This is a genomic window from Pseudoalteromonas sp. 2CM37A (assembly GCF_023161885.1).
GTDB lineage: Bacteria > Pseudomonadota > Gammaproteobacteria > Enterobacterales > Alteromonadaceae > Pseudoalteromonas > Pseudoalteromonas atlantica.
On the sequence record NZ_JALNTJ010000003.1, the window covers coordinates 344,202 to 367,923 of the forward strand.

At 40.8% G+C, this 23,722-nt stretch carries 23 protein-coding genes; 14 read left to right on the forward strand and 9 right to left on the reverse strand.

The genetic code is table 11. From position 1 onward, the window contains the following. Window positions 1-60 precede the first annotated feature (60 nt). On the reverse strand, window positions 61-306 hold the full coding sequence (locus MTF68_RS08950; RefSeq protein WP_004587585.1) for a DUF4235 domain-containing protein: 246 nt from the start codon (window positions 304-306) through the stop codon (window positions 61-63). Window positions 307-813: 507 nt separating this feature from the next. On the opposite strand from MTF68_RS08950, the gene sodC reads away from it, so the two are divergent. Then, the gene (sodC, locus tag MTF68_RS08955) at window positions 814-1,383 is read left to right on the forward strand and encodes a superoxide dismutase family protein (protein ID WP_095206637.1); all 570 of its coding nucleotides are present in this window, start codon (window positions 814-816) and stop codon (window positions 1,381-1,383) included. Between the two features lie 14 nt (window positions 1,384-1,397). Beyond that, complete coding sequence (locus tag MTF68_RS08960; protein WP_121637933.1) at window positions 1,398-1,631, forward strand: ChaB family protein; 234 nt, start codon at window positions 1,398-1,400, stop codon at window positions 1,629-1,631. A 78-nt stretch (window positions 1,632-1,709) separates the two neighbouring features. On the opposite strand, the gene MTF68_RS08965 is transcribed toward MTF68_RS08960, so the two are convergent. After that, window positions 1,710-3,038 carry a sodium:glutamate symporter gene (locus tag MTF68_RS08965; RefSeq protein WP_248462259.1) on the reverse strand — a complete coding sequence of 443 codons (1,329 nt, stop codon included), beginning with the start codon at window positions 3,036-3,038 and terminating at the stop codon, window positions 1,710-1,712. 311 nt (window positions 3,039-3,349) lie between these two features. On the opposite strand from MTF68_RS08965, the gene MTF68_RS08970 reads away from it, so the two are divergent. From MTF68_RS08970 to MTF68_RS08985, 4 genes are all read left to right on the forward strand, one after another. Continuing rightward, window positions 3,350-3,940 (forward strand): ACP phosphodiesterase, encoded by a 591-nt coding sequence (locus MTF68_RS08970; RefSeq protein WP_248462260.1) that lies wholly within the window; start codon window positions 3,350-3,352, stop codon window positions 3,938-3,940. Between the two features lie 120 nt (window positions 3,941-4,060). Further along, complete coding sequence (locus MTF68_RS08975) at window positions 4,061-4,870, forward strand: NERD domain-containing protein (RefSeq protein ID WP_248462261.1); 810 nt, start codon at window positions 4,061-4,063, stop codon at window positions 4,868-4,870. Between the two features lie 15 nt (window positions 4,871-4,885). Then, window positions 4,886-5,527 (forward strand): hypothetical protein, encoded by a 642-nt coding sequence (locus MTF68_RS08980; RefSeq protein ID WP_248462262.1) that lies wholly within the window; start codon window positions 4,886-4,888, stop codon window positions 5,525-5,527. A gap of 70 nt (window positions 5,528-5,597) precedes the next feature. After that, window positions 5,598-6,275 (forward strand): glutathione S-transferase family protein, encoded by a 678-nt coding sequence (locus MTF68_RS08985; RefSeq protein WP_029773027.1) that lies wholly within the window; start codon window positions 5,598-5,600, stop codon window positions 6,273-6,275. Between the two features lie 67 nt (window positions 6,276-6,342). Here MTF68_RS08985 and MTF68_RS08990 read toward each other — a convergent pair whose 3' ends face one another. After that, window positions 6,343-7,491: a hypothetical protein gene (locus MTF68_RS08990; RefSeq protein ID WP_248462263.1), complete on the reverse strand. Its 1,149-nt coding sequence runs from the start codon at window positions 7,489-7,491 to the stop codon at window positions 6,343-6,345. A gap of 206 nt (window positions 7,492-7,697) precedes the next feature. Here MTF68_RS08990 and MTF68_RS08995 point away from each other — a divergent pair, with 206 nt between their 5' ends. Further along, window positions 7,698-9,065, forward strand: coding sequence for an alkaline phosphatase PhoX (locus MTF68_RS08995; RefSeq protein WP_248462264.1), 1,368 nt, complete (start codon window positions 7,698-7,700; stop codon window positions 9,063-9,065). 245 nt (window positions 9,066-9,310) lie between these two features. Here MTF68_RS08995 and dps read toward each other — a convergent pair whose 3' ends face one another. After that, window positions 9,311-9,826, reverse strand: a complete 516-nt coding sequence (gene dps, locus MTF68_RS09000; protein WP_004587573.1) for a DNA starvation/stationary phase protection protein Dps — start codon at window positions 9,824-9,826, stop codon at window positions 9,311-9,313. Between the two features lie 611 nt (window positions 9,827-10,437). Here dps and MTF68_RS09005 point away from each other — a divergent pair. Continuing rightward, window positions 10,438-11,217: a nucleoside-binding protein gene (locus MTF68_RS09005; protein ID WP_248462265.1), complete on the forward strand. Its 780-nt coding sequence runs from the start codon at window positions 10,438-10,440 to the stop codon at window positions 11,215-11,217. 89 nt (window positions 11,218-11,306) lie between these two features. On the opposite strand, the gene MTF68_RS09010 is transcribed toward MTF68_RS09005, so the two are convergent. Continuing rightward, entirely contained in the window at window positions 11,307-12,086 is a 780-nt protein-coding gene (locus MTF68_RS09010; protein WP_126008131.1) for a DUF2189 domain-containing protein, read from the reverse strand. 256 nt (window positions 12,087-12,342) lie between these two features. Here MTF68_RS09010 and MTF68_RS09015 point away from each other — a divergent pair, with 256 nt between their 5' ends. The 3 genes from MTF68_RS09015 to MTF68_RS09025 all read left to right on the forward strand — a co-directional run bounded on the left by MTF68_RS09015 (window position 12,343) and on the right by MTF68_RS09025 (window position 16,056). Then, complete coding sequence (locus tag MTF68_RS09015) at window positions 12,343-13,176, forward strand: mechanosensitive ion channel domain-containing protein (protein ID WP_248462266.1); 834 nt, start codon at window positions 12,343-12,345, stop codon at window positions 13,174-13,176. Window positions 13,177-13,406: 230 nt separating this feature from the next. Further along, window positions 13,407-15,479 (forward strand): catalase, encoded by a 2,073-nt coding sequence (locus tag MTF68_RS09020; protein WP_248462267.1) that lies wholly within the window; start codon window positions 13,407-13,409, stop codon window positions 15,477-15,479. Between the two features lie 106 nt (window positions 15,480-15,585). Further along, window positions 15,586-16,056: a GFA family protein gene (locus tag MTF68_RS09025; RefSeq protein ID WP_024033251.1), complete on the forward strand. Its 471-nt coding sequence runs from the start codon at window positions 15,586-15,588 to the stop codon at window positions 16,054-16,056. Window positions 16,057-16,121: 65 nt separating this feature from the next. Here MTF68_RS09025 and MTF68_RS09030 read toward each other — a convergent pair whose 3' ends face one another. Continuing rightward, window positions 16,122-17,138, reverse strand: a complete 1,017-nt coding sequence (locus MTF68_RS09030; RefSeq protein ID WP_248462268.1) for a substrate-binding domain-containing protein — start codon at window positions 17,136-17,138, stop codon at window positions 16,122-16,124. Window positions 17,139-17,308: 170 nt separating this feature from the next. Between MTF68_RS09030 and MTF68_RS09035 the strand changes: the two genes are divergently transcribed. Further along, the gene (locus MTF68_RS09035) at window positions 17,309-17,782 is read left to right on the forward strand and encodes a VOC family protein (RefSeq protein WP_004588872.1); all 474 of its coding nucleotides are present in this window, start codon (window positions 17,309-17,311) and stop codon (window positions 17,780-17,782) included. 31 nt (window positions 17,783-17,813) lie between these two features. On the opposite strand, the gene MTF68_RS09040 is transcribed toward MTF68_RS09035, so the two are convergent. The 3 genes from MTF68_RS09040 to MTF68_RS09050 form a co-directional block, all read right to left on the reverse strand. Next, window positions 17,814-18,581, reverse strand: coding sequence for a DUF6515 family protein (locus MTF68_RS09040; RefSeq protein WP_121637922.1), 768 nt, complete (start codon window positions 18,579-18,581; stop codon window positions 17,814-17,816). A 437-nt stretch (window positions 18,582-19,018) separates the two neighbouring features. Further along, entirely contained in the window at window positions 19,019-20,314 is a 1,296-nt protein-coding gene (locus tag MTF68_RS09045) for a YHYH protein (protein WP_248462269.1), read from the reverse strand. A 299-nt stretch (window positions 20,315-20,613) separates the two neighbouring features. Then, on the reverse strand, window positions 20,614-21,510 hold the full coding sequence (locus MTF68_RS09050) for a LysR family transcriptional regulator (protein ID WP_039972407.1): 897 nt from the start codon (window positions 21,508-21,510) through the stop codon (window positions 20,614-20,616). A 172-nt stretch (window positions 21,511-21,682) separates the two neighbouring features. Between MTF68_RS09050 and MTF68_RS09055 the strand changes: the two genes are divergently transcribed. Both MTF68_RS09055 and MTF68_RS09060 read left to right on the forward strand, forming a co-directional pair. After that, the gene (locus tag MTF68_RS09055) at window positions 21,683-23,020 is read left to right on the forward strand and encodes an MATE family efflux transporter (protein ID WP_248462270.1); all 1,338 of its coding nucleotides are present in this window, start codon (window positions 21,683-21,685) and stop codon (window positions 23,018-23,020) included. A gap of 167 nt (window positions 23,021-23,187) precedes the next feature. Continuing rightward, window positions 23,188-23,715, forward strand: a complete 528-nt coding sequence (locus tag MTF68_RS09060; protein WP_024033246.1) for an acyloxyacyl hydrolase — start codon at window positions 23,188-23,190, stop codon at window positions 23,713-23,715. Window positions 23,716-23,722: the final 7 nt, after the last annotated feature.

Sequence of the window (23,722 nt, forward strand, 5' to 3'; positions counted from 1 at the left end):
GTGAAACTTAGTTTCACCTTTTTTTATGCTTTTTTACGTTGCACTTTAGTGGCTATTGGCTTACTTAGATTTACGTTTGTCGAGCACATAATGTACGGCCATTCTTGCCACGCCTGCACCAATGCCAGATACCACTGCCCATGTAACGGCTTCTTTAAGATCTGTATGCTCGCTTGGCTTGTCTTTTGGGGCGGGCTCGTTGGTTACCTTTTCCCACGACTTTTGTAAACTTTTTCTGGTTAGCATGCCAGCTGATGCGGCGGCTAGGCCTATACCTAGTGTTTTAATTAGTTGCTTGTTACTCATAATTCCCTCGATTGTTTAATAGCGATAGGGTCATCTATAACCCGTTTAATAACACTAGTATGTTCAGCAATTAGTATACCGATAGCGCAGCAGGCGTGGTGAGCATGGTTTATTTTATCGTTTGCATAGGCGCGTATTTTGATTAAACGCGCTGTGCTATTGGCTTAGCGCGGTATTAGTTAATGCACTATTAAGCGTTTAAGCTGTTTTTTTACCCGTTTTGAGCGGTACTTAGTATTAGGCGGGTGGGCGTGTTAAGCCTGTAAAGTTGTCATTTCTTTTGTAAATTTGCACTAGTTTTTGTATAGCGTTTAAGCAAAAACACGCAGTAAATTTTAAGTATGTGTAGTGGTTAATTATCTAGCTTTGTTTATTTTATTTTTAATCAATGCGTTACGTTTAGCGCAGGTGAAATTTTTTGCCTACAGTGAGCTTGGTATAGAGATTGTACCTAATAACTGAGCAGTCGCGTTATTTACAAACCTGATACTACATGAGGAGATCACGATGAATTGTTTACAGTTTGATTCAACCGCTAAAAAAAGCGTAGCACGTATTTTTAAACCAGCTTGCGCCATATTAATTACCGCTGCAATGCTACAAAATAGCGCATTGGCGAATGTAGATGTTGATATGCATGCAGTAAGTAAGTCGGGGCAAGGTGAGTTACTTGGCACCGTTACACTGACAGAAAATGAGCACGGGGTGGTATTTACCCCTGCGCTTAAAGGCTTAACGCCTGGGCAGCATGGCTTTCATGTTCATCAATATGCTAGCTGCGAGCCAAAGCAAAAAAACGGTAAAGTTGTACCGGCCGGTGCTGCTGGTGGACACTTTGATCCTAACAGCGCTAAACACCACGATGAACCGTGGAGTAATGGCCACTTAGGCGATTTACCTGCGTTATTTGTAAATGAGCGTGGCGAAGCTAAATCGCCTGTTTTAGCGCCAAGGCTCAAGCTTGAGCAGCTTAAACAACACGCAGTGATGATCCACAAAGGGGGCGACAATTATGCCGACGAACCCAAGAAATTAGGTGGCGGCGGTAAACGTGTTGCGTGCGGCGTAATTAAGTAATACGGAGGTTATTTATGCCTTATCAAAACACAAACGAGTTACCGGATTCGGTAAAAAGTAACTTACCTAAACATGCCCAAGAGATATATCAAGAGGCGTTTAATAGCGCGTGGGATACCTACGAGGACCCAAGCGATAGAAAAAACGACGACGACCGCGAAACCACAGCGCATAAAGTGGCTTGGTCTGCAGTTAAAAATAGCTACAGTAAAAATGATAATGGCAATTGGGTTAAGTCGAATAATTAGTTACTGGTACAAGTAAAAAACCAATGCATAAAAAAGCCGCTACAAAATTTGTAGCGGCTTTTTTATAGCGCAATTAGGCTACTCGCTTTTGTGTTTACGGCGTTTATAAAAGGCAAAACCACCCACTACACACGCTAATATAACCGCCATAATAATAGTAAATGCCCACGGCCCAAAATTAGCAATGGCAGGAAGTGCAAGGGCAGTAACAATACCGCCGCCAACCACAGGCTCATAAAGTGGTTGTTTGTAACTAAAGGGGCGAATATGCTCGCTTGGGTTTGAGGTAGCCTGTTTTAGCATTAACAGCCCAACTGCCGTAGTGCCCATAGATTGCCCAAGCTCGCCAATTCCTCTCACTTTCCAATCTTTTGGGAAAAACCACCCACCAAAGAAAAAGTAAATAGCTGCGCTATAGGCAACCCCCACTGCGCCTAAAATTAAAATACTTTGCCAATATTTAGCAAGTACCGATAAGTTAAGCGCACCCAGTGCGGCAATTATTAGTAAATCGAGGGAGAGGTTAGAAAGCAGGTTTATTTGATAGTGACTAATTAAGTTACCCATGCCTGATTTATTAAGCACTATTTGCACCACTAAACCCACCATCATCGCAATGGGGAATAAAGGCATGTACTCAAGTATTTTTACCGATGAATCGGCAAAAAGGCTTTTTTCGGCTACTTGTAAGCCACTAAGAATAAGCCAAGCAACAATAACAACCGTGCCTAAAATAGCAAAGTGCAGGCCAAACGGGCGGTCTTTTACCTCTACTTTTTCGTCGTGGCTAATTTCAAGTTCTTGGTCGCCCCCATCGGTGCGATTAGACATAATAGTCCCTAACACGATGGCGCTTATAAGGCCTATTGTTGCTATACCTAACCCCAAGTCCATACCTTTTGCAAAATCGATACTTTCAAAAGTGGATTGCAAGCCAGCTACGGTGCCATGCCCGCCCTGAAATCCCACCGCAATGAGTGCGCCGGCAACTTCGTTGGTATCAAATAAAGGGGCAAGTACTAATAATGCCGTGATCATACCCACCACATATTGGCCTATGGCAATGCTGTAGCCAAAGCTTAAATTGGGTAGGCTTTGATTTAGCGATTGTTTAATTGTAGGTATTTTTTTACCTAAAAATAAACCTGCAAACACCACTACAATTAAATACCCAGGTAACTCCTTCCATATGCTTGTGACCTTTTCATCTATCCATAAATTAGTGCCTTGGAGCGACAAATTAATATGCTCACCAAGTAATTGTGGCCCTAATAAAAGAGCCAATACGCCAGCAATTAACGATGAGGGCACAATTAAGCCCCTTAAAAATGTGTACTTAATTAAATTACCTAGCGTTAAAAAAAAGGCCAGTAATAGTAACGACTTAAAAAATATAGCTATATCCATAACTGATTTAACCTATGTGTTATGCTCCTTTAAACTACTCACTAATAAAAAGAGCTATACATGTTTGAGTGCCAAATACGCTAAGTAGCAATATATATTCCAGCGATTTTTGAATTTTAAGTGATTGATAATTCTATTTTAAATATTTAATGTTGAATTGAGTGCAACGGCTTTACAGAGTGTTTGTATAATTTTCAAACTAAAGTGTTAGGTAAATACTCAGGGAGCGCGCTAAACACTCGTGTGAGTTTCGCTTAAATGTGCGTTACTATTTGGCAAAATTAAGTTTGTTTAAACCCATTGGGATTACGTTGAATTATTTAGCTCACCTTTACTTAGCAAAGCCAACTGCCGATTCACACTTTGGCAATTTATTAGGTGATTTTGGTGGACGCAGGCACGCAGAATACCTGCCCAATAGCGTTAAAAGTGCACTAGAAAACCATTACTTAGTGGATAAATTTACCGACTCACACCCGTTAGTAAAAACCACTAAACAGTACTTTTCGCCCGAGCGAAAGCGCTTTGCGGGCGTAGCGATTGACGTGCTGTTTGATCACTTTTTAATTAGGCATTGGCAGCAATTTAATAAACATCCTTTAAATGATTTTAAACGCAGCAGCTACGCACTTTTAAATGAGCGCATAGCAGTTATGCCACCGCGCATGCAGCACGTTGTAACCAGCATGACTACAAACGATTGGTTTAAAGAATACGAAACGATAGAAGGGGTAGGGCTTGCGCTTGATAACATAGCCAAACGCATTCGTTTTACTAATAACTTTGCAGGTTCCGCTGAGGATATAGCGCAAAACTACCATGAGTTAGAAGCGGTATTTTTAGCATTTTTTCCTGAGCTAATTGAACATGTTAATGAACACGCCTTAGAAAGGGCATATTAAAAACAATGCTTAAATGTGTTTAATATTGAACGTGCATTATTACGTGTACTGCTAGTTTATTTTTGTTAAATTTCGCGGCTCTATTATTGCCATTTGTATAGCTTAAAGGATTAACTAAATATGGATTTTTCTACGATTTTGGTCACGTTATTAGGCCAGTTTTGGTATTTTATACCGCTGTTTATTTGTATTGGGGTTTTTAAAACACCTTGGTTTAAAGGAGCGATGGGAGAGTGGCAAGTTAATGTGCTAATTAAACTGTTTTTAAATAAGGCAGATTACACATTAATTAAAAATGTGACACTGCCTACTTTTGAAAACGGCATCGAAAATGGTACTACGCAAATTGATCATATTATTGTGTCTGAGTTTGGTGTGTTTGTGGTGGAAACTAAAAACATGAAAGGTTGGATTTTTGGTTCAGCAAATCAAAAAATGTGGACACAAAAAATTTTTAAACACTCATCAAAATTTCAAAACCCCCTGCATCAAAACTACAAGCATTTAAAAACACTTGAGTCGTGTTTAGGTATAAACAGTAACGCATTATTTTCGGTTATTATTTTTATTGGCGACAGCACATTTAAAACTAAACTACCTGAAAATGTTAGATTTGCACGCGGCGGTATTGAGTACATTAAAAGTAAAACCGAGCGAGTACTTAGTGCTAATACTAAAAACGATATAGTAAATACAATTGAAAGAGGAAAATTAAAACCAAGTTTTAAAACAAATCGCCAACATGTAAGCCATGTAAAAACGATTATTGAACAAAAGCAGGCGCCAAAAAAAGAACGCTCAGAAACTCAGATATGCTCACGTTGCGGTGAGAAAATGGTACTACGTAAAGCAAAGAAAGGTACTAATATAGGAAATACGTTCTTTGGCTGTAGTGCATTCCCTAAATGTAGAAATAGTGTTGAGATTTAAAAGGAAGTAGATTTTATGCCTGATGTAACGGCATTGTTTTATATAGCTATTATGGCTTTTTATTTATTACACAAAAACGAAGAAGCCAAAATATTAGTCCCCGTAATTGGCTTTGCAGCAATCCCCCTTTTTAGTAACGATTACTGGCAATGGTTTCAGCTTAGTGCGGCACTGAGTGTTGTGGTTATAGTGATAGAAAAAGAGAAAGCAGGGTATACAGGCGGCGGTGCTGTTTCGGCATTTGCTGCATTTTTTATCGGCGCTTTATTAGTTAGTATTTTTATACACGCGACTTCGTCTGCGGTTACTAGTTTAAACTCTACAAGCTTTAATTTTAAACATCCACTAAGTTACGAATGGCCTAGGGAGGTTGTAATTTTATATGCGTCTGCGCTTATAACTGCATTGCTTGGGATATTGTTTAACGTTCGTATGCTTGTAGCTTTTTATGGCGCAGTAATTATTGCGTGTTTACTTGCTGTTTTACCTCACTTTTGTGGCTCTTTTTTATATGGCTTAGCATTAAGTGTAATTATTATTGTAGTCACTTTTTTGGTAGCGCTTATTAAAAAGGCACAAGAAGAAGCGCGCGTTACATTTATTTATATTGGGGCAGGGTTAATGCAGGTGAGTTGTTTGGTTAAGTACTTTAGCTAAGTAATACATGTTATTTGAACGACTGCTCAAGTTGTGGTTTAATTGTAGCTACTACTTTTAGGAGCGTTTTATGATCAAATTTTATTTTCACCATACACCTAACCCAATGAAGGTTGCTTTGTTTTTAGAAGAAACAGGCCTACCGTTTGAACTTGTGCCACTTGATACCTTAAAAGGTGAGCAACACACACCTGAGTTTAAAGCCATCAATCCTAATGCAAAAGCACCAGCCATTGTTGATGGTGAAACACGTGTGTTTGATTCGAACGCTATATTAATGTACCTAAGTGAAAAACACGGTAAGTTAGCAGGTAAGGTAGAGAATCGCGCCGAAATGCTTTCATGGTTAATGTTTATAGCATCGGGCCTTGGGCCGTATTCTGGGCAAAGTGTACACTTTAGACACATGGCGCCTGAAGGGCTTGATTACGCAGTTAATCGCTACTTGCGTGAGGCGCAGCGCCATTACGAAGTGCTTGATGCACACCTTGAAGGTCGCGACTTTATAGTGGGTGATGAATACACCATTGCTGATGTATCTGCTTGGGGTTGGATTGATAAAGCGCCAGTAGTACTTGGTGAAGAAGGCCTAGCGCCATACCCTAATTTAAAACGTTGGTTTGAAAGCATTGATAGCCGCCCAGCGGTTGCGCGTGCACGCAAAATTGGCACCGATGTCGCCTTTAAAAAAGAGTTTGATGAAGAAGCCAAACGTGCGTTTTTCCCATCTAACTACCCGAAGAGCTAACGTTTAAAAAGTAAAAAAGGGCAATTAATATTGCCCTTTTTTTATGCATATTAATTACTTAGCTTTATTATAATGCCACTAAGCTTTGCGTGAGCATTGCTTTAATTTGTTTAACTATGTTGGCTTCTGTTTCTGGTTCAAATTGTTGAATACGCGGGGTATGGATATGCCCAGTAGGAATGCTCGAATTTAGCGTATCACGCAGACGAATACTACGATACGATATTTCGTTAGACAAATAACCACCCCCGCCGCCATTTACCGCAACACTGTTTTTAAGCGCGCCGTACGAGCCCGCTTTAAAGGTTTTATCAAGTGTAGTTACTTCGCGGTTGTCGATTACTTTATATGGGCCTTTGGCGTTTTGCATGGCGCTTACTGGTAGGCTAAATTTTACAAACTCATTACCAGGTAGTGGGCGGCCATTTAACTTGGGTATAACAGGGCTTGTTTGCGTACCGCCGTAGACAATATTGGCGTTATCTGGCGCGGTTACGCTGCGGCGTTTACCAGGGAAGTGCTCTAAATCAAACTCGGTTCTGCCCATGCTAACCGTTACAACCATGTCGACGTTATTAAGTGCGTAGTAGGGGGCAAGGAGTGATTCTATTATACCTTGGTCAAAGTCTTCGTAGCGTACTGGTACCATAACCGTGTTAATTTCGGCGCTAACGCCATTGTAATTAATAACTTGGCCGTCGAGTAACAATGCGGCGACCCCAGATGGGTTACTTTGGTTGATATTTTTGTCGAGTAAAAAAGGGTCAAATCCGGTCAGTATAATTTTTTTATCACTGCCTGATGAAAAAGCTAAATCGGTGCGGCCTCGGCTGCCCTCTTCAAGTATACTTAGCAGCGTATTTATTTGCGCGTCAGATAGCTCAACGTTAGTTGCGGTTGTACGTATTATTTTGCTTGAAAGCAAGCGCGCCCAGTAAAGTGCTCGGTCGTCGTAATTGTTAGTTTTAATAATGCGTTGCTTAGCGCTTTCCCACAGCTCAAAACTATAGGTTTGAATGAGCTGCTTTGCCTCTTTAAAGTTATTGAGCGCTTTAAACTGTTGCTCAAAGGTGGTTACTTCTTTATTAAAGGCGTTTAACACAGTGGGCATAGCTGTTTGTGCTTTGCTGATACGTTGTTCTTCAACGGTGAGTGGATTACTTAAAGCTGCGAATGAAGAGGCCATTAAGCTGGTTGCTAGTAATACTTTGATCATGATACTCCTAATTAAGCCGTTGTTATTTGAGTAACTTACTATCCTACTATTAAACAGTGAGGGCAATTATTTAAAGTTGAATTAACTGATATCTGGTACGGATCGAATGTTACATTATTACATTTTGATGAATTTAGCAAAGCGCCGCACTTCTAGCGAGTTATTTCCTTTACTATAGATTTAATAAAAAACACGGGAATAAAATAATGGTTTCTAGAAGAGAGTTTTTATTTAGTGCAGGCTCGCTTGCGTTTATTGGCTTATCGCGCAGCGCAATGGGTAGCGTTACTTTACCTGAAGTAACAACAAAGTTACCTGCTTATGGCCCATTAATAGCCGACCCTCAGGCCTTATTAGATTTACCTAAAGGCTTTAGTTATCGGGTTATATCGGCACTTGGCGATAAAATGGATGATGGTTTAGACGTACCCGACCGTGCCGATGGCATGGGTTGTATTGCATTAGATAACGAACGCGTAGCCCTTATACGTAACCATGAGCTACAACCTAAACACATTAATAAAGCATCTGATTTAATTAGTAACCACAAAACCCCCTTAGCCTATGATTCATTTAAAAATGGTGTAGCTTTGCCTGGGGGCACTAGCCATATAATTTATAACTTAAAAGAGCAAAAACGCGAACAAGAGTATTTATCGCTGTGTGGCACAATAAGAAACTGCTCAGGCGGTGTAACGCCGTGGGGCAGTTGGCTAACCTGCGAAGAAACCGTTATGGATAAAAGCGATGGCTTGTCTCAATCTCACGGTTACATTTTTGAGGTACCAGCCAGCGCCAAAGGCCTAATTAAGCCAGAGCCATTATATGATATGGGCCGGTTTAATCATGAAGCCGCCGCAATAGACCCACAAACCGGTATTGTTTATTTAACTGAAGATAGAGGCGATAGTTTGTTTTATCGGTTTATTCCTCATCATCGCGGTAAGTTAAATAAAGGCGGCACATTGCAAGCTATGGTAATTAAAAACCAACCTCAGTTTGATAGCCGAAATTGGGATTCACCAGCCATGCCATTACACAGCGACCTTTTAGTTGAATGGATAACGCTCACAGACCCTAAAAGCCCAAATGATGACCTACGTAAGCAAGGTTATAAAAAAGGTGCAGCCTTATTTGCACGAGGAGAGGGAATACATTGGGGTAAAAATGAGCTTTATTTTTGCTGTACTAATGGGGGCAAAAAGCAGTTAGGTCAGGTAATGAAGTACACACCTTCAAAAAACGAAGGCACTGAGTTAGAGCAAAATGAGCCTGGTAAAATACAACTATTTGTAGAAAGTACAAACGAGTCGTTATACAACTTTGGTGATAATTTAACGGTAGCACCTAACGGGCATTTAATTGTATGTGAGGATCAATACACAGACACGGTGAATAACCATTTACGCGGGGTGACACCCAAAGGAGAGGTGTATAACTTTGCTAAATTGTATGCGCAAACAGAGCTTGCTGGGGCGTGTTTTTCACCTGACGGGCAAACCTTGTTTGTAAATGTATACATGCCAACTAAAACGTTGGCTATTACTGGTCCTTGGGATAGTTTTAAGCTTTAAAGTGGTAAAAAATACAAACGCTTAGCATGGCTAGGCGTTTGTATTTTAACAATCCTTGTAGGTTTACCAAATCCGTTAGCAAGCTTTAATCATCCTTGGTGCATTTACTACATCCTTTATGTAATAAGCAACGGGTCCTTGTAGTTTGCACTTCATCCTGTACCTACTTATGTAACGTCTCCTTGTATCTTTATTAGTCCTTTAACTCTTATTAACATTCCTTGTATGGCAAAGTGGGTAATAAATTAATGATTTAGTTTACCTGCAGACGATTCAATGTGTGCACGTACAAACCATTGAAACTGCTCTAAGTCACCTAGCTGGCTGGTGATCATATCCTCTGATACTGGGTCTAATTCAGACAGCGTGCCAATGGCTTTGCGGTGGTCGGCGTTTACGCCACTGTATACTTTGTCTAATGCACCTAAATGCTCTACTACAAAGGCTTTACCTAATGAGTATTCTTCCCATGTGCGGCGATCTACAATTGACTTAGGTGTACCTTGTGGCGTACCGCCTAATGTAGCAATACGCTCCGCGATGGTGTCGGTCATTTCGCGAATAGCATCGACTTGTGGGTCTAACATTTCATGCACACCAATAAAGCTTGGGCCTACTACATTCCAGTGAATATGCTTTAAAGTAAGTTGTAAGTCTAAAAGTGCTACGAGTCGGTTATCGAGTGTTTCAATTGTTTTTTTTGCTGATTCGTTATCCATACCTGGGGCTGTAAATTCAATTGGGTGTTGTGAGTTACTCATAATGTCTCCCGTTGTGTAATTTGTTGTATGTAGCCATTGCTACCATTTAACTTGCAATACATGAAGCAAAGCCTATGCCTACCAAGTTTATTTATTTAAGTTGTTGATACATAATGCTTTATTTTTAATTGGGTACGTAGGGTTAAAAAGGGAGAGACGTAGAATATGAATTTTATGCACTTATTTTTGTAAATTGTGCACAGTAGTAAAAAAGCTGTGGCTGTTTATCGAAAGAGTTGAAATTTGTTTATGCTCAATAAGGCGTAGTCTGTGTAATACAGCTACCTAATGTGTTTAGTCTTACAATTCACGCCGTTATTAAATTGCCTTTAAAGCTCAGCTTAATATTGCATGCGCTACAACCTCTAAATAAAACCCAGTAAATAAGCTAAGCAAGGGTATACAAAATATAAAGGTGCTTATTTATTACCTGCGTAATGATTAATTCAGGTGTTTTATACAGGGCTAACGCTGCTCTTTTAAAGCCGCGCTACTGGGCTTTACTGCTTAGATTTTAAAAATCAGCCTTTGTACTTATTTAATCTCTTTAGTTGGTGAATGCTCACTGATATACTCACGCCGCATTTTAATTGGGGTTATGTAAATAAATCATGAATTTTTTAAAAACACTGTTTACAACATCTATACTGCTTTTGTCTCACTCAGCACTAGCAGAAAATTGGAGCGTCACACAGCTTCACACAAATTTTGGCGATGCCTTAAATCCCTTTACCGGGGAGTCGTCATTTACACGCACCTACACCATAGAGCATGCCTCAGAGCATGACTTAGGTGATAACTACTTTTTTATCGACTTTTTAAACGACAGCCTTAGTGATGGTTTTCAAGATACGGGTATATATGGCGAGTGGTACACAACACTTAGCTTATCAAAAGTCTTTGATACCTCTGTGCGTTATGGTGCAATAAAAGACACAGGTTTAGTGTTTGGTATAAACGCCGGTGAAGAGGGGTTAATGAAGTACACCCCAGGCATCAAGCTCAGCTGGGATGCCCCAGGCTTTGATTTTTTAACAACTACATTTGCAGGTTACATTGATGCCAACGGCGGCGTGGAAAAAGAACAGCTAGCCAAGCAAGACAACAGCATTTTTATAGACCTTGCATGGGGTGCTCCTTTTACACTAGCTAGCCAAGCATTTTATTTTACCGGCCACGTAGAATATATTTCTGGGCGTGATGACGAACTAGGCAATAAAGTTAATGAGTGGTTGCTTGCTCAACCCGCTGTGCATTGGGATGTAGGGCAAAACTTTAATTTAAACCCGCAGCAGTTAATGGTAGGGGTAGAGTGGCGCTATTGGTACAACAAGTTAGGGACTAATAAAATAGAAAACCAGCCCTTTTTACATGCTATTTGGGTATTTTAAGCACAGCTTGCTTTGCTAGGCTGATAAAAAAATAGCGCCTTTTGGCGCTATTTTTAGTCAGAGTGGTTGGAATTTTAAGTGGTTGGTTGTTACTCATAACCACGAGGTTTTTTGGTTTTAATAACTGCAATATAAGCATGCCAACTGGCGTAACTAAGCAAAGGCATAATTACAATAAAGCCCGTGGCGCCGGTAGCAAAACCAACAGCTACCAATACAAATATACAAATTGACCATACCACCATAGCGGCAAAGTTAGTTTTTACAGCGTTCATAGAGCTTATTACAGCGGTCATAATATCTACTCGGCGCTCCATCATTATTTGTGGAGCAAAAGCAGAAAGCGAAAATACAGTCACCAGTAATACCCCTCCTATTATGCTGCCTAACGTTAAAAACGCCGATAACTCTTCAAAGGTGGGATTGGCATGGCTAGGATATAAAGCATGCACAAGCGCGGCTAAACGCATCCAAGCAATCATGATAACCATTAGCATTATTGCAAAGCCCCATTCGCCTACTGGGTTTCTAAACATCGACTTTATAGAGTGGCTAAGTGTGGGTTTATGGCCTTTTTCAAGCTCCCATGCTACATCGTAAAGGCCTGCCGCAAAGGCTGGGCCTATTAATGCAAACGCCACGGTTGCAGGCAGTATTACTAAATATGTACCTGTAAACATTGCCCAGTAAACAATAGCAACAGGGATAAGGGTAAATATTACCCCGTAAATAAGGCTCAATATGGGCGCACGGGTCATGTCTTTAAATGCCAGTGCTAGCCAGTGAAAAGCCGCAAATGTGTTTACCTTATTGCATTCAATGCAGCGGGCAAATTCAGAGTGTTTATTAATCGTATTTGTTGTTGGCATAACAACGCTCCTTAACAAGGTGTCTCTTAAAGGTTTAGAACACATTGGCTTTATTTACAAATTGAACAATATATACGCAATAAAAAATATTTTCGGTCAATTTATGTACTAATTTGTTTTTGTAACTGTTATTGGTGATAAAAATGAAAGGCAAATACAGCGAATAGGTAAAAATTCGTAATTTAGTTAATTAAAAGTTAATATAAAGTGTTTGATATGCTTTTATATTTACAATCAGTCTAACAGGAACAATAAAATGGACGAGATAATAAATAATATTGATGTAAATCAGTATTTGCCTGCAGCAGTAATGTGGGCAACAAATACTCTAATGGCAATTGTTATATTACTAATAGGCTTATGGCTTGCGGGTAAAGTGCGTAATATGATTATTAGTTTATGCCATAAATATACTCACTTTGATGACACGCTGTTTCGCTTTTTAGGCAGTATGGCGCGCTATGTTATTTTAGCGTTTGTATTTATTGCCGTGTTAAACCGCTTTGGTGTGCAAACAGCTTCAATAATTGCGCTATTAGGTGCGGCAGGTTTAGCTATTGGGTTAGCGCTGCAAGGTGCTATGTCTAACTTAGCTGCAGGTGTAATGTTACTTATATTTAGACCTTACAAAGTAAACGACTTTATTGAAGCCGCAGGGCGCTTTGGTAAAGTTACCGAGGTTGATATGTTTACAACAATTTTGCAAACGTTCGATAATCAGCAAGTTATTATCCCAAATAGCCAAATTTGGGGAGCGCAAATTATTAATCACTCGCATCATCCTATTCGCGGCGTAGATATGCACTTTGGTGTGGCATACGATGAAAACACCGACGCTGTTCGCAAAGTTATTGATAGCGTGCTCGAGGCTCATCCACACATACTAAAAGACCCTGCTCCTTTTGTTGAAGTAGAAACACTAAACAACAGCTCGGTAGACTTTTTAGTAAGACCTTTTTGTAAAGGCGAGCACTACTTCGAAATTTTATACACGGTGCCAGAGCTGATTAAAAAAGCCCTTGATGAAAACAATATCGAAATTCCATTCCCACATCGAAAAGTTATTTTAGTTAACGAGAATAAAGATTAAGGCTTAAGCCTAAGAGCACTTTTCAAGTGCTCTTTTTTTGTCTGAAAAAGTTACACGCCCGTGTAATTTTTTCTTTTATAAATTACCTCAAATACTACTTTTTTGTCTGTACAGCCCTTTTTTACTAGGTTGGATGGCTGGTCTTTATTTTGCATTTGCATAGTCGCTTTTAGTTTTAAAGCTCATAAAAACTATCGACCCATTAAATCAAATTGTATGAAGGACTAAACATGGCTGAATCATTTAAATACTCAGGCAATAAAGGGCATGGTGGCGAATTACATCAAAAGGCTTCTGATGAATACCCAACGATGACCACCGCGCAAGGGTGCCCTGTTAGCGACGATCAAAACTCATTACGTGCAGGCAAGCGCGGCCCAGGTTTATTAGAAGATCATGTAATGCGCGAAAAGCTGTTTCACTTTGATCACGAACGCATTCCAGAGCGTGTGGTACATGCCAGAGGCTACGGTGCTCATGGTTATTTTGAAACCTACGATACGCTTGAAGATTTAACCTGTGCTGATATTTTTCAGCGCAAAGGTGAAAAAACACCGGTATTTGCACGGTTCTCAACTGTGGCAGGGAATAAAGGGTCTCCCGATTTAGCACGTGATGTTCGCGGGTTTGCTGTTAAATTTTACACCCAAGAAGGAAACTGGGATTTAGTGGGTAACAACATACCTGTATTTTTTATTCAGGATGCGATGAAGTTTCCTGATTTAATTCACTCAGCTAAGGCTGAACCAGACCGTGGTTTTCCACAAGCGCAAACCGCGCACGATAACTTTTGGGACTTTGTGAGCTTATCGCCTGAGTCAATTCATATGATTATGTGGGCCATGTCAGATAGAGCCATACCGCGCTCTTTACGCTTTATGGAAGGCTTTGGTGTTCATACCTTTAAATTTATTAATGCAAATGGCGATGAAAAATTTGTTAAGTTTCATTGGAAACCCAAAGCCGGTATGCAGTCAGTAGTGTGGAACGAAGCACTTAAACTTAATGGTGCTGACCCTGATTTTCATCGCAGAGACATGTGGGAATCTATTGGTAAAGGCGACTTCCCAGAGTGGGAGCTAGGTGTACAAGTGTTTGATCAGCAATTTGCTGATGAATTTGAATTTGATGTTTTTGATGCCACCAAGCTTATACCTGAAGAGCAAGTACCCGTAAAAATTGTGGGCCGCATGGTGCTTGACCGTGTAGTTGATAACTTTTTTGCCGAAACAGAGCAAGTTGCTTTTTGTACTCAAAACATTGTACCTGGGCTTGATTTTACACCCGACCCATTACTGCAAGGGCGTAACTTTTCGTATTTAGATACTCAAACCAAACGCTTAGGCGGTCCTAACTTTACGCATATTCCGGTTAATGCGCCTAAATGCCCAATGCGTCATTTTCAACAAGATGGCCACATGGCAATGCATAACCCTAAAGGGCGTGCTAACTACGAGCCAAACTCGTGGAGCGGCGATGAGCATAACCCCCGCGAATGCCCAGTGCATGGCTTTAAAAGCTCAAGCGAGCCAGAAGTAAGCGGTGGAGATAAGCTGCGTTATCGCTCAGAGACATTTAGCGATCACTACAGCCAAGCGCGCCAATTTTACTTAAGCCAAACAGACGTAGAGCAAGCGCACATTCAATATGCATTTGTATTTGAGCTTTCAAAAGTAGAGCATGTACCGATTCGTGAGCGTGTGGTTTCGCACTTATTAAATGTAGATAACACATTAGCGCAAGAAGTTGCAAAAGGCCTGCGCCTGCAAGATATGCCAGAGCCGGCTGAAGCTGCTATGCCAACGCGTAACGATTTACCTGTATCAGATGCGCTAAGTATTTTAAAAAATGCGCCAGATACCTTTAAAGGTCGTAAGTTAGGTATTTTAGTGAGCGATGGCTTTGATGCTGATATTTTTAATTCGGTTACAAATGCCTTAGACGCTGAAGGTGCTAACTACGAAATTGTTGCCGCACAAGTAGGGGGTGCATGTTGCAGTAAAGGTAAGCATGTAGCAGCGGATCAAGTAATCAATGGCGGCCCTTCGGTGCTTTACGATGCGGTGATGGTACTTGCAACGCAAGACGGCGCTAAGAAGCTTGCTGGTATCCCTGAGGCAAAAGACTTTGTGAGCGATGCGTTCGCGCACATGAAATACATAGGCTACACAAAAGATGCCATGACTCTATTTGAAGCCGCAGGGCTTGATGGAAAAGTCGACAATGGTTGGATAGATTTAAACATGCACTCTGCAGATAAATTTATTGAAACATTGCGCAATTTAAGATTTTGGCAGCGTTAGAACAAAACGCTTTAGAAAATAAAAACCACACCCAGTAAAGGGTGTGGTTTTTTTATGGCTAACTGGTTATGGTATTAACTCTAAACAGTAACTAATTGGATTTATTATGAAGCTTAAAGGCGCTTGTCACTGTGGCAAAGTAACGTTTAGTGTGAGCTCTAAACACCCTTATCCTTATAACTTATGTTACTGCTCTATTTGTCGTAAAACGGCCGGCAGTGGCGGGTTTGTTATAAATTTAAACGCACAATACAGCACGCTTGAGGTTACAGGGCGTGAGCATATTACTGTTTATCATGCCAAAGTGGGTGATAAAACCAGTCCCGCTGAGCGCCATTTTTGTAAACACTGCAGCAGTAACTTGTGGTTATATGATTCGCGATGGCCTGAGCAAGTTCATCCCTTTGCTGGCGCAATAGACAGCGAATTACCCGTACCGCCAGAGCACACCCATTTAATGCTTGCCAGTAAGGCCAATTGGGTTACCCCGCATATTCAAAAGAATGATAAACAGTTTGATGAATACCCCGATGAAAGCATTGCAGCGTGGCACCAACGTTTAAACTTAGAGCAATAATACGCTGGCTAAAGTGCGCTGCATCGTACTTAAAAGGGCATACCCCCAGTTAACAGGATAAAGTTTTAATGATTAACAGTGCACTGTGAGGCGTTACTTTGGGTACAGTAATGAAAGTCGGTGTAGTAGTGAGATTGCGCAGGCTTTTTATTATATAAAATATAGTCGTGCATTAGCTTGGTGCTCAAGCGGCCCATTTCAAAAGGGTTTTGCCCTATGTTAGCCGAAGATAGACCCCTGCTTAACACATTGAGCTGTATTTCTTCTGTATCGGCAGAAACAATAATAATGTCTTTATCGGCAATACGTTGCTTAAAAGGCGCTAAGGCATTTACGTAATGAGGGTTAAACTGTGCAAACCCCGCCACAGCTAAAAAAATGGGTGGGTTCTCCATTTTTAATAAATGCATTAACTGCTTTAGTGACTCTTCGCGCTTACCTAAACTAAATAAGGGGCAGCGACTATGTTCGCGCCAGCCGTTTTTACCTGATAGGTGTGCTGTCGCTTGATCAGACAGCGCGTACCTAACCCCAGCAATACGCTTGTTTAAATTAGGGGTTGTATGGTGCCCCGACTGCATGCAAAGCGTATTATTTGCTTTGCTGGTCAGTTTTTTTACTTGCTCGCCTAAGGCAACGCCAAAGTCGAAGTTGTTACTGCCAACGTAGGCTAGGCGGTACTGTTGGTGTTTTTCAAGCAGATCAGAATCAAACGTTATAACAGGAATGTTTTTACTTTTAAGCGCCATTAATGAACGAGTGACCAAATGCTGAGAGTCGGTTGTTGCTACGATTAACCCATCTATTTCTTGGTCAACTAACCTATTAATGACCATAGATTGGCTACGAATGTCTTGAAAGTCTTTTGGTCCATCGTACTTGCATTCTATTTCTGGGTGCTCACTACTAAAGTGCAAACAGCCTTTAAAGGCTTGCTGATAAAAGGAGTCGTTTTTTGTTTTACCTACAATGGCAATCACAACTTTAGCCACGCTTTGGTGGGCAAATAAAGCACACCAGCTTAAAACTAAATACTTCAGAACTTTATACTTTTTAGCGGCTAGGCTAATTTTAGCTAACATTATAAAAGTCCTAAGCAAGTAAAAGTAAGATATATATTACAGCTAGTATAGTTATTGACCACAAATTGGCTAATTTATTTATAGTAACTTAAATGAGTTAACACGTTGAAAGAAGTGTTTTTAACCTATAGGCTAAATGCATACACCCATAAAAAATAATGGAGAGCGTTATGACTGTTTCAGCAATTCCCAAAGGGTTTAGTTCGGTAACACCGTACTTAATTATAGAAGGTGCTCAGCAAGCTATTTGTTTTTATCGTGATGCATTTAATGCGCAGTTAGTAATGCAAATGCCGCTGCCAGAGGGCGGTATAGCCCATGCTGAAATTATAATTGGCGACTCGCATATTATGATTTCGGACTCATGCCCGGACGAGTCATTTAAAAGCCCCAATGCACTTGGTGGCACACCGGTAAGTTTAATGCTTTACGTAGAAGATGTAGACAGCGTATTTAAAAAGGCAATTGAACTTGGCGCTACAGAAGTACGCCCAGTGCACGACCAGTTTTATGGTGATAGAGCCGGTACCCTGCAAGACCCATTCGGGCATATTTGGACCATAGGCACCCATAAAGAAGATTTAAGTGAGCAAGAAATTAACCAACGAATGGCCGACTTAATGTCAAAAGAGCAAGATGCTTAGCGCAACTTGCCCTGCGTTTTAGCTAAATTGTTTACCCTAAATTTATCGCTAAATATTTTATTTCGTCACCGTTTATTTGCGGTAAAAAATAAATATCTTGGTACTTAAAATATTGTTGATCGTTAATTGTGACAGCCTCTGCCGAAATAGGGAGGGTGTCGTAGGTTTGCCCTAAATCATAATTTTTAGCACTGCCTACCTTAATAGCCTGATTAACCACTATTTTAGGCTCATCAACTACTCTATAGCCATTATTATCTGCCACGTAATATACATTTTGGTAGGTATAGTAAGTGGTATTATGGCGTTTAAAGTGTGAATAATGCCTTGGTAGAGAGCGTATTCTTAAGCCTCTTGGTGGCTTAACAACGTGGTAGCCTCTTTTTGCTTTTCTGTAGTAAATACCATCACTAAATGTAAACGTAATGCCATTAAATCTGATTGAAGCACTATTGCGCGGTAAATGATTAAAATAATGCCCAGGCCGGTAGGTCACTACGTTGTGGCGATTATGTTTAAAATAATTACGAGTGCGTTGCTGCTGTTTGTAATGGGCAACTTTGCGCTTTTGCTCTTTGCGGTGCTCGCGTTTGGCTTGTTTGCGCTCTTTACGGTCGTTTTTTTTATATTCTATACGCTGTTTTTTGTCATCGCGGCGCTCATCTCGTTTGTATTCGATGCGTTTTGCGCGCTCATTATTAAAACTTTTTGCGTTTTCTCGCTCATTGGGTGCTGCATATGCAGCGCCAGATACTGCACTTATGGCAAGTAGAGCAGGGAGTAATTGAGTCAGTTTCATACTAGTGCCTCGTGTATGTTGTTACATAACTGGGTTCAATACTAGCGCTTTAAACTGAATGGTAACTGACATGTAACCGATAACAGGGGCGTGTTTACAGCTTTTTACTAACGTTTACTGTTCTTGACACAAGCCAACGTTTTCTCACATTTTTGACGATTTTAGGAACTTTTATAGGCTACAAGTTGCGTAACTAATTGTTACGGCAAGTGCTTTTAACACTTGCCGTAATTTATATTTAGCCTGAATTATTGGATAATAAATCTATCTCGAGCAGCTATTTTCAGTGCTAACCGCGTTTAAATTACTTGCAATAGGCCAGCTATTGACGCGTAAATTTGCCTTATTTTCACTGAAAATCTCTGGCTAGAGAAAATAAACTTAAATATCATTATGGTTCAATATGTTAGTAAATCTCTAACCAGAGTTCAGGTTAATTAGCGTTTAGGTTTTTCAGGTAGGGCTGTTTTTAGTTGCTCCGGTGTTACGTTAAGTGCCTTTGCTACAACCGTTAAATCGGCATTAGGGCCGCCGGCTTCTTGCATTGCTTGCATAAGCGCTTCTTCGCTAACGCCTAGTTTGTTAGCTGCCTCAGCAAACCCCGGTGGCGACATGCCGCCGTTAGGGCCACCTGCTTTTGGAGCGCCACCACCTGGTGGTTCATGGCGAGTTATTTTAGTGCCTTCAGGTGGCTTGGCCCCTACACCCGCTTGTGCTGTGGTCGTAAAATTATTTTGTGCAACCACGCCTTTTAAGCACTTAGGTAAGTTAGGGAATGTATTACTTGCATGGTAGTGGTAAGTAACTATGCCGCTTTCACCTGCGGGGCCTGTGTGGCCATTACAGCTATCAAGCTCGGTTGGGGATGTACCATCAATTTCTTGGCTTCCGTAAATTGGGTAGCCATCAAAGCCATAACCAAATAGGGCGCTTGGCTTTTGCGTTAAATTATTACAGTTAGCGTTTACATGTTCGTGTTTATATACGCTGTCTATATCACTGGCGGTGCCGTGGTAGTGGTACCAACCGCCCGGGTCAATATGGCCTGCGCAGGTATCAAGCGCGGGTAAATGCCCAGTATGTTGCACACTTGGCGCATCCGAAAAAATAGGCACACCCGCAAGCGCTATACCCACTTTAGATACTGTGCCCAACGCTGTTGATTGCTCAGACATAACAGGGTGCAGTGGTAAAAGGGCGGTAATTTCTACGCTTTTATCTACCGATACATTAATACATGCATGATCAACGGTTGGGCGAATGGTCGCGTTATCAACAATATGCACTTTGCCGTCTTCATCGTAAAAGGTAAACCCTTGCTCGTTAAGCATGTTTAAAAATGCTTTATCTAACCTATATAGCCCCGCATCGGTGCCATCCCAATCCCAAATACCACCTACGTCGTCGAGTGTTTCTGGGCAAAAAGGGCCGACTTCAATATTGTCGGGCTGATACTTTAAAACCACTTGAGCACACTGAGTTTGTAGGCCGTTTTCAAGCGTACACTCTACAGTTTGTGGCAGCTTTACCATGGCTTTAATATTAAATTCATCGGTATTTATAAGCGTGTTTTTAGCGCTTTTGGTTTCTGGGGAGGCAGGTGTACTTTCGCTTTTTATCTGCTCGCCACATGCAGTTAAAAGTACCGTGGCACTAAGCAGGCAAAATGCGAGCTTAGTTTTTGTAGTGTTAACGCTAGGCGCTTTTAAACGACTTCGTTTAATTGATCTCATACTTACCCCAAAACGATTTATATACGTAGGTTTTAGTATGGCAATAAATTGTGCAAATAAAATGAAAGTTTTAAAAGAGTTATTGATATGTTTGAGATGCATGGCTAGCTTTTAATTAACATTATTGGGAGTTGTTATTAAGTTATTTAATAAACTTACACGATTAAATACGAAGTATAAAAGTACAAGTTAGCAACTGCTGTTTTTACTTGCCCAAGGTTTACCAATAAAGCTCCATATATTTAAAGCGCAAAAAGCACAAACCTAGGTTTGTGCTTTTATATTTTACGGTTAAATAATTATATTTTTTCCCAGTAGGGTTCGTCACCAAAGTAGCCGCTAAAGTAGTCTATAAAGGCCCTTACTTTTGGTGCTAATAAACGCGAACTTGGGTAAACACTCCAAATAGCGGTGTCGGATGCAAGTGGGTAGTCTTGTAAAATTTGTACCAGCTCCCCACTTTGTAGTTTTTTATAGGCACACCAGCTCGACATTAACGTAATACCTAGGCCTTGTACGCACGCGTCGCGCACCGCTTCACCGTTGTCAGCTTGTAATACGTTATTGGTTTTAATGTTTTGTGTGCCCTCGGGTGTAATAAACGACCACGTAGTTAAACCATGTAAATTAACGCAAGTATGATTTTTTAAATCTTGCGGTGTTGTTGGCGTGCCGTGTTTTGCAAGGTAATTAGGCGATGCGCAAATTAAGCGTTTATCGCGGGCAACCTTTCGGGCTATAAGGGTTGAGTCGTTTAGGGCTGCGTCGCGTATTGCTATATCAAAACCGCCGCCGACCATATCAATAATGCTATCGCTTAAGCGTAAATCAATTGTCAGGTCGGGGTATTGCTCAATAAATCCAGCCAATGCAGGAATAATATGCATACGCCCGAACGAAGCAGGGGCGGTAATGCGCAATTTTCCTTGTGGAGTTACACTGCCTATACCTACCGAGGCGCGTGCCATTTCAACATTGGCAAGCACTTCCTCGGCGTGGGGTAAAAAAGCTTGGCCCTCTTCGGTTAGCGATACTTTTCGGGTTGTACGATGAATAAGTTTAACGCCGAGCGTTTCTTCAAGCTTATTCATTTGGGCACTAGAAACCGCAGCCGACAAACCTAACTCCTTGCCAGCTAAGCTAATATTGTGTGTTGTTGCGATTCTGACAAACAGATTTAAATGGGCAATGTTCATTATCAAATTTTTCAATAAACTGATTATTTAAACAACTATATTATCAATACTTAGTTGTGTAAATATACTAGCAGCTTATTCATTGTGACTTTTCCTGTGGCGCTTACTATAAGCGCCTTTTTTTTCGGTATTTTTCTCGTTTAAATTTTTAAGTTTAGAGTGAGCCTGCCTTATGAGCCGTAATACATCATTACTTTTAAAGTATTTATTTAAGCAAACCTGGCCTATGTTGGTTGGCTTGTTTTCTATTATGGGAAGCCAGCTGGTTGATAGTATTTTTATTGCTAAGCTAGGCGCTGAGCCGCTCGCTGTAGTTGCCTTTAGTATTGCTATTTTCCAGGTAATTGTGGGGGTACAAGTAGGCTTAGGTATTGCGGCAACTGCGACCATTTCTACTGCACTTGGGGAAAATAAAGTTAACTATGCACGCTACTTAGGTAGTTTAATCGTACTTATTGGCACCGTAATAGTAACGCTATTGTGCTTGGCGTTGTGGCTTTTTCAGCAGCCTATAATTTTAGCGCTGGGTGCAACGCCTTCGTTATTTAATTTAACTGAGCTTTACTGGTTGCCTTGGTTAATAAGCTGCTGGCTTGGAGCGCTGCTTTATTTTGGTTACAGCATTTGCCGTGCTCATAACGAAACCTTATTGCCTGGGCGAATTATGGTGCTAACCAGCGTGTTAAATATAGCGCTCGATCCATTGTTTATGTTTACCTTTGATATGGAGTTAGCGGGTGCTGCATGGGCAAGCTGTGTTGCTTTTTCAATAGGCTTAGTAGTGGTGTTTTACACGCTTATTAAACGAGAACTTGTAACCTTTGACGTTTTAAAAAACCGCACCGAGCAGGCAATAAAAGCCATTGCCAAAATGATGGCGCCGGCTTTACTTTCACAGTTTATTCCGCCTATTTCAGCCATGATAGTAACGGCATTGATTGCCGCGTATGGTGGGTTTGCTGTAGCAGCTTGGGGGCTTGCAAACCGTATTGAATATATTGCGATTATTTTAATTTTAGCGCTTACCATGGCGCTGCCCCCCATTGTTGGAAATTTAAAAGGGCGGGGCGAGCTTAGGCAAATATTAAGCGTAGTAAAACTTGCGTGCGGTTTTGTAATTGGCATACAAATTTTATTAGCGGTTATTATGCTAGGTGTGGCTAACCCGCTTGCAAATGCGCTTAGCAATAATAGTGAAATAGTAGCTAACCTAACAGATTACTTTGCATTTGTGCCCCTGAGCTACGCGGCTTTGGGTGTATGTATGATCACGGTATCGGTATGTAACGCGCTGGGCTTTGCGACCACGGCCTTATTTATCTCCATATTGCGGCTATTTTTGTGTTACTTACCACTACTTTGGTTAGGCTCGTATTTTTACGGTTTAACAGGGTTATTTATCGGTATGGCATGCGGTAATACCTTGTCGGGTATTGTGGGTTGGCAGCTTTTTAAGCAGCAATATAAGCGGTTAACAACACACGTTAGCGTGCGCTCAATCACTGTTTAATTATCAATATATTGAAGAAAGTTATTCCACTTAAATTGCAATTATCAAAATAGTTAAATGCAATTAGTATGCACCTCATTGAATCATTACTTAATCTAGTGCAGCTAAATTTGCTGTGTTTAGGTCAAGCAATTGCAATAAAAATAGAGCTGCTTGAGGTGAATAACATGAAACTTTATAAATTGTTTTTAATAGCTATAACGCTATACGCAGGCGCTGCAACGGCTGCACAAGATTACTTTTCGATGAGCTATATTCAAGGTGAAGGAGACGTGCGAGGGATTAAGGTGGCTTATCAATATGCCTTAGATTATCAAATAGAAGGCTTTGAAGAGCTAGAGATTTACCTAGAAGCCAATGCCAACTTTTTTGAATACGATGACCCAAAACGCTACGACGCTAATTTAGGCTTATCGCTTTCACCTGTTATTTTTTATCCTATTGGCAGTATTGCTGGGAACCGCGTTTTTGCCGAGTTTGGTATTGGTTTAAGCTTATTAGATGACACCAAATTTGCGGGAAAAAACATAAGCACACATTACCAGTTTGAAGACCGCCTAGGCATTGCCATGAAATTTGGTGAGGCTGAGCAACACAGCGTGTCGCTTAAGTATTTTCATTATTCAAACGCTGGTATTAAAAAGCCCAACCCAGGCCTCGATTTTATCTCGCTAAGCTACTCACGCGCACTTTAGGTGAGTA

Bases quoted from the DNA above. Each gene is read 5' to 3' on its own strand.
- MTF68_RS08950 (WP_004587585.1), bottom strand. From the start codon at position 306: ATGAGTAACAAGCAACTAATTAAAACACTAGGTATAGGCCTAGCCGCC.
- sodC (WP_095206637.1), top strand. From the start codon at position 814: ATGAATTGTTTACAGTTTGATTCAACCGCTAAAAAAAGCGTAGCACGT.
- MTF68_RS08960 (WP_121637933.1), top strand. From the start codon at position 1,398: ATGCCTTATCAAAACACAAACGAGTTACCGGATTCGGTAAAAAGTAAC.
- MTF68_RS08965 (WP_248462259.1), bottom strand. From the start codon at position 3,038: ATGGATATAGCTATATTTTTTAAGTCGTTACTATTACTGGCCTTTTTT.
- MTF68_RS08975 (WP_248462261.1), top strand. From the start codon at position 4,061: ATGGATTTTTCTACGATTTTGGTCACGTTATTAGGCCAGTTTTGGTAT.
- MTF68_RS08980 (WP_248462262.1), top strand. From the start codon at position 4,886: ATGCCTGATGTAACGGCATTGTTTTATATAGCTATTATGGCTTTTTAT.
- MTF68_RS08985 (WP_029773027.1), top strand. From the start codon at position 5,598: ATGATCAAATTTTATTTTCACCATACACCTAACCCAATGAAGGTTGCT.
- MTF68_RS08990 (WP_248462263.1), bottom strand. From the start codon at position 7,491: ATGATCAAAGTATTACTAGCAACCAGCTTAATGGCCTCTTCATTCGCA.
- MTF68_RS08995 (WP_248462264.1), top strand. From the start codon at position 7,698: ATGGTTTCTAGAAGAGAGTTTTTATTTAGTGCAGGCTCGCTTGCGTTT.
- dps (WP_004587573.1), bottom strand. From the start codon at position 9,826: ATGAGTAACTCACAACACCCAATTGAATTTACAGCCCCAGGTATGGAT.
- MTF68_RS09005 (WP_248462265.1), top strand. From the start codon at position 10,438: ATGAATTTTTTAAAAACACTGTTTACAACATCTATACTGCTTTTGTCT.
- MTF68_RS09010 (WP_126008131.1), bottom strand. From the start codon at position 12,086: ATGCCAACAACAAATACGATTAATAAACACTCTGAATTTGCCCGCTGC.
- MTF68_RS09015 (WP_248462266.1), top strand. From the start codon at position 12,343: ATGGACGAGATAATAAATAATATTGATGTAAATCAGTATTTGCCTGCA.
- MTF68_RS09020 (WP_248462267.1), top strand. From the start codon at position 13,407: ATGGCTGAATCATTTAAATACTCAGGCAATAAAGGGCATGGTGGCGAA.
- MTF68_RS09025 (WP_024033251.1), top strand. From the start codon at position 15,586: ATGAAGCTTAAAGGCGCTTGTCACTGTGGCAAAGTAACGTTTAGTGTG.
- MTF68_RS09030 (WP_248462268.1), bottom strand. From the start codon at position 17,138: ATGTTAGCTAAAATTAGCCTAGCCGCTAAAAAGTATAAAGTTCTGAAG.
- MTF68_RS09035 (WP_004588872.1), top strand. From the start codon at position 17,309: ATGACTGTTTCAGCAATTCCCAAAGGGTTTAGTTCGGTAACACCGTAC.
- MTF68_RS09040 (WP_121637922.1), bottom strand. From the start codon at position 18,581: ATGAAACTGACTCAATTACTCCCTGCTCTACTTGCCATAAGTGCAGTA.
- MTF68_RS09045 (WP_248462269.1), bottom strand. From the start codon at position 20,314: ATGAGATCAATTAAACGAAGTCGTTTAAAAGCGCCTAGCGTTAACACT.
- MTF68_RS09050 (WP_039972407.1), bottom strand. From the start codon at position 21,510: ATGAACATTGCCCATTTAAATCTGTTTGTCAGAATCGCAACAACACAC.
- MTF68_RS09055 (WP_248462270.1), top strand. From the start codon at position 21,683: ATGAGCCGTAATACATCATTACTTTTAAAGTATTTATTTAAGCAAACC.
- MTF68_RS09060 (WP_024033246.1), top strand. From the start codon at position 23,188: ATGAAACTTTATAAATTGTTTTTAATAGCTATAACGCTATACGCAGGC.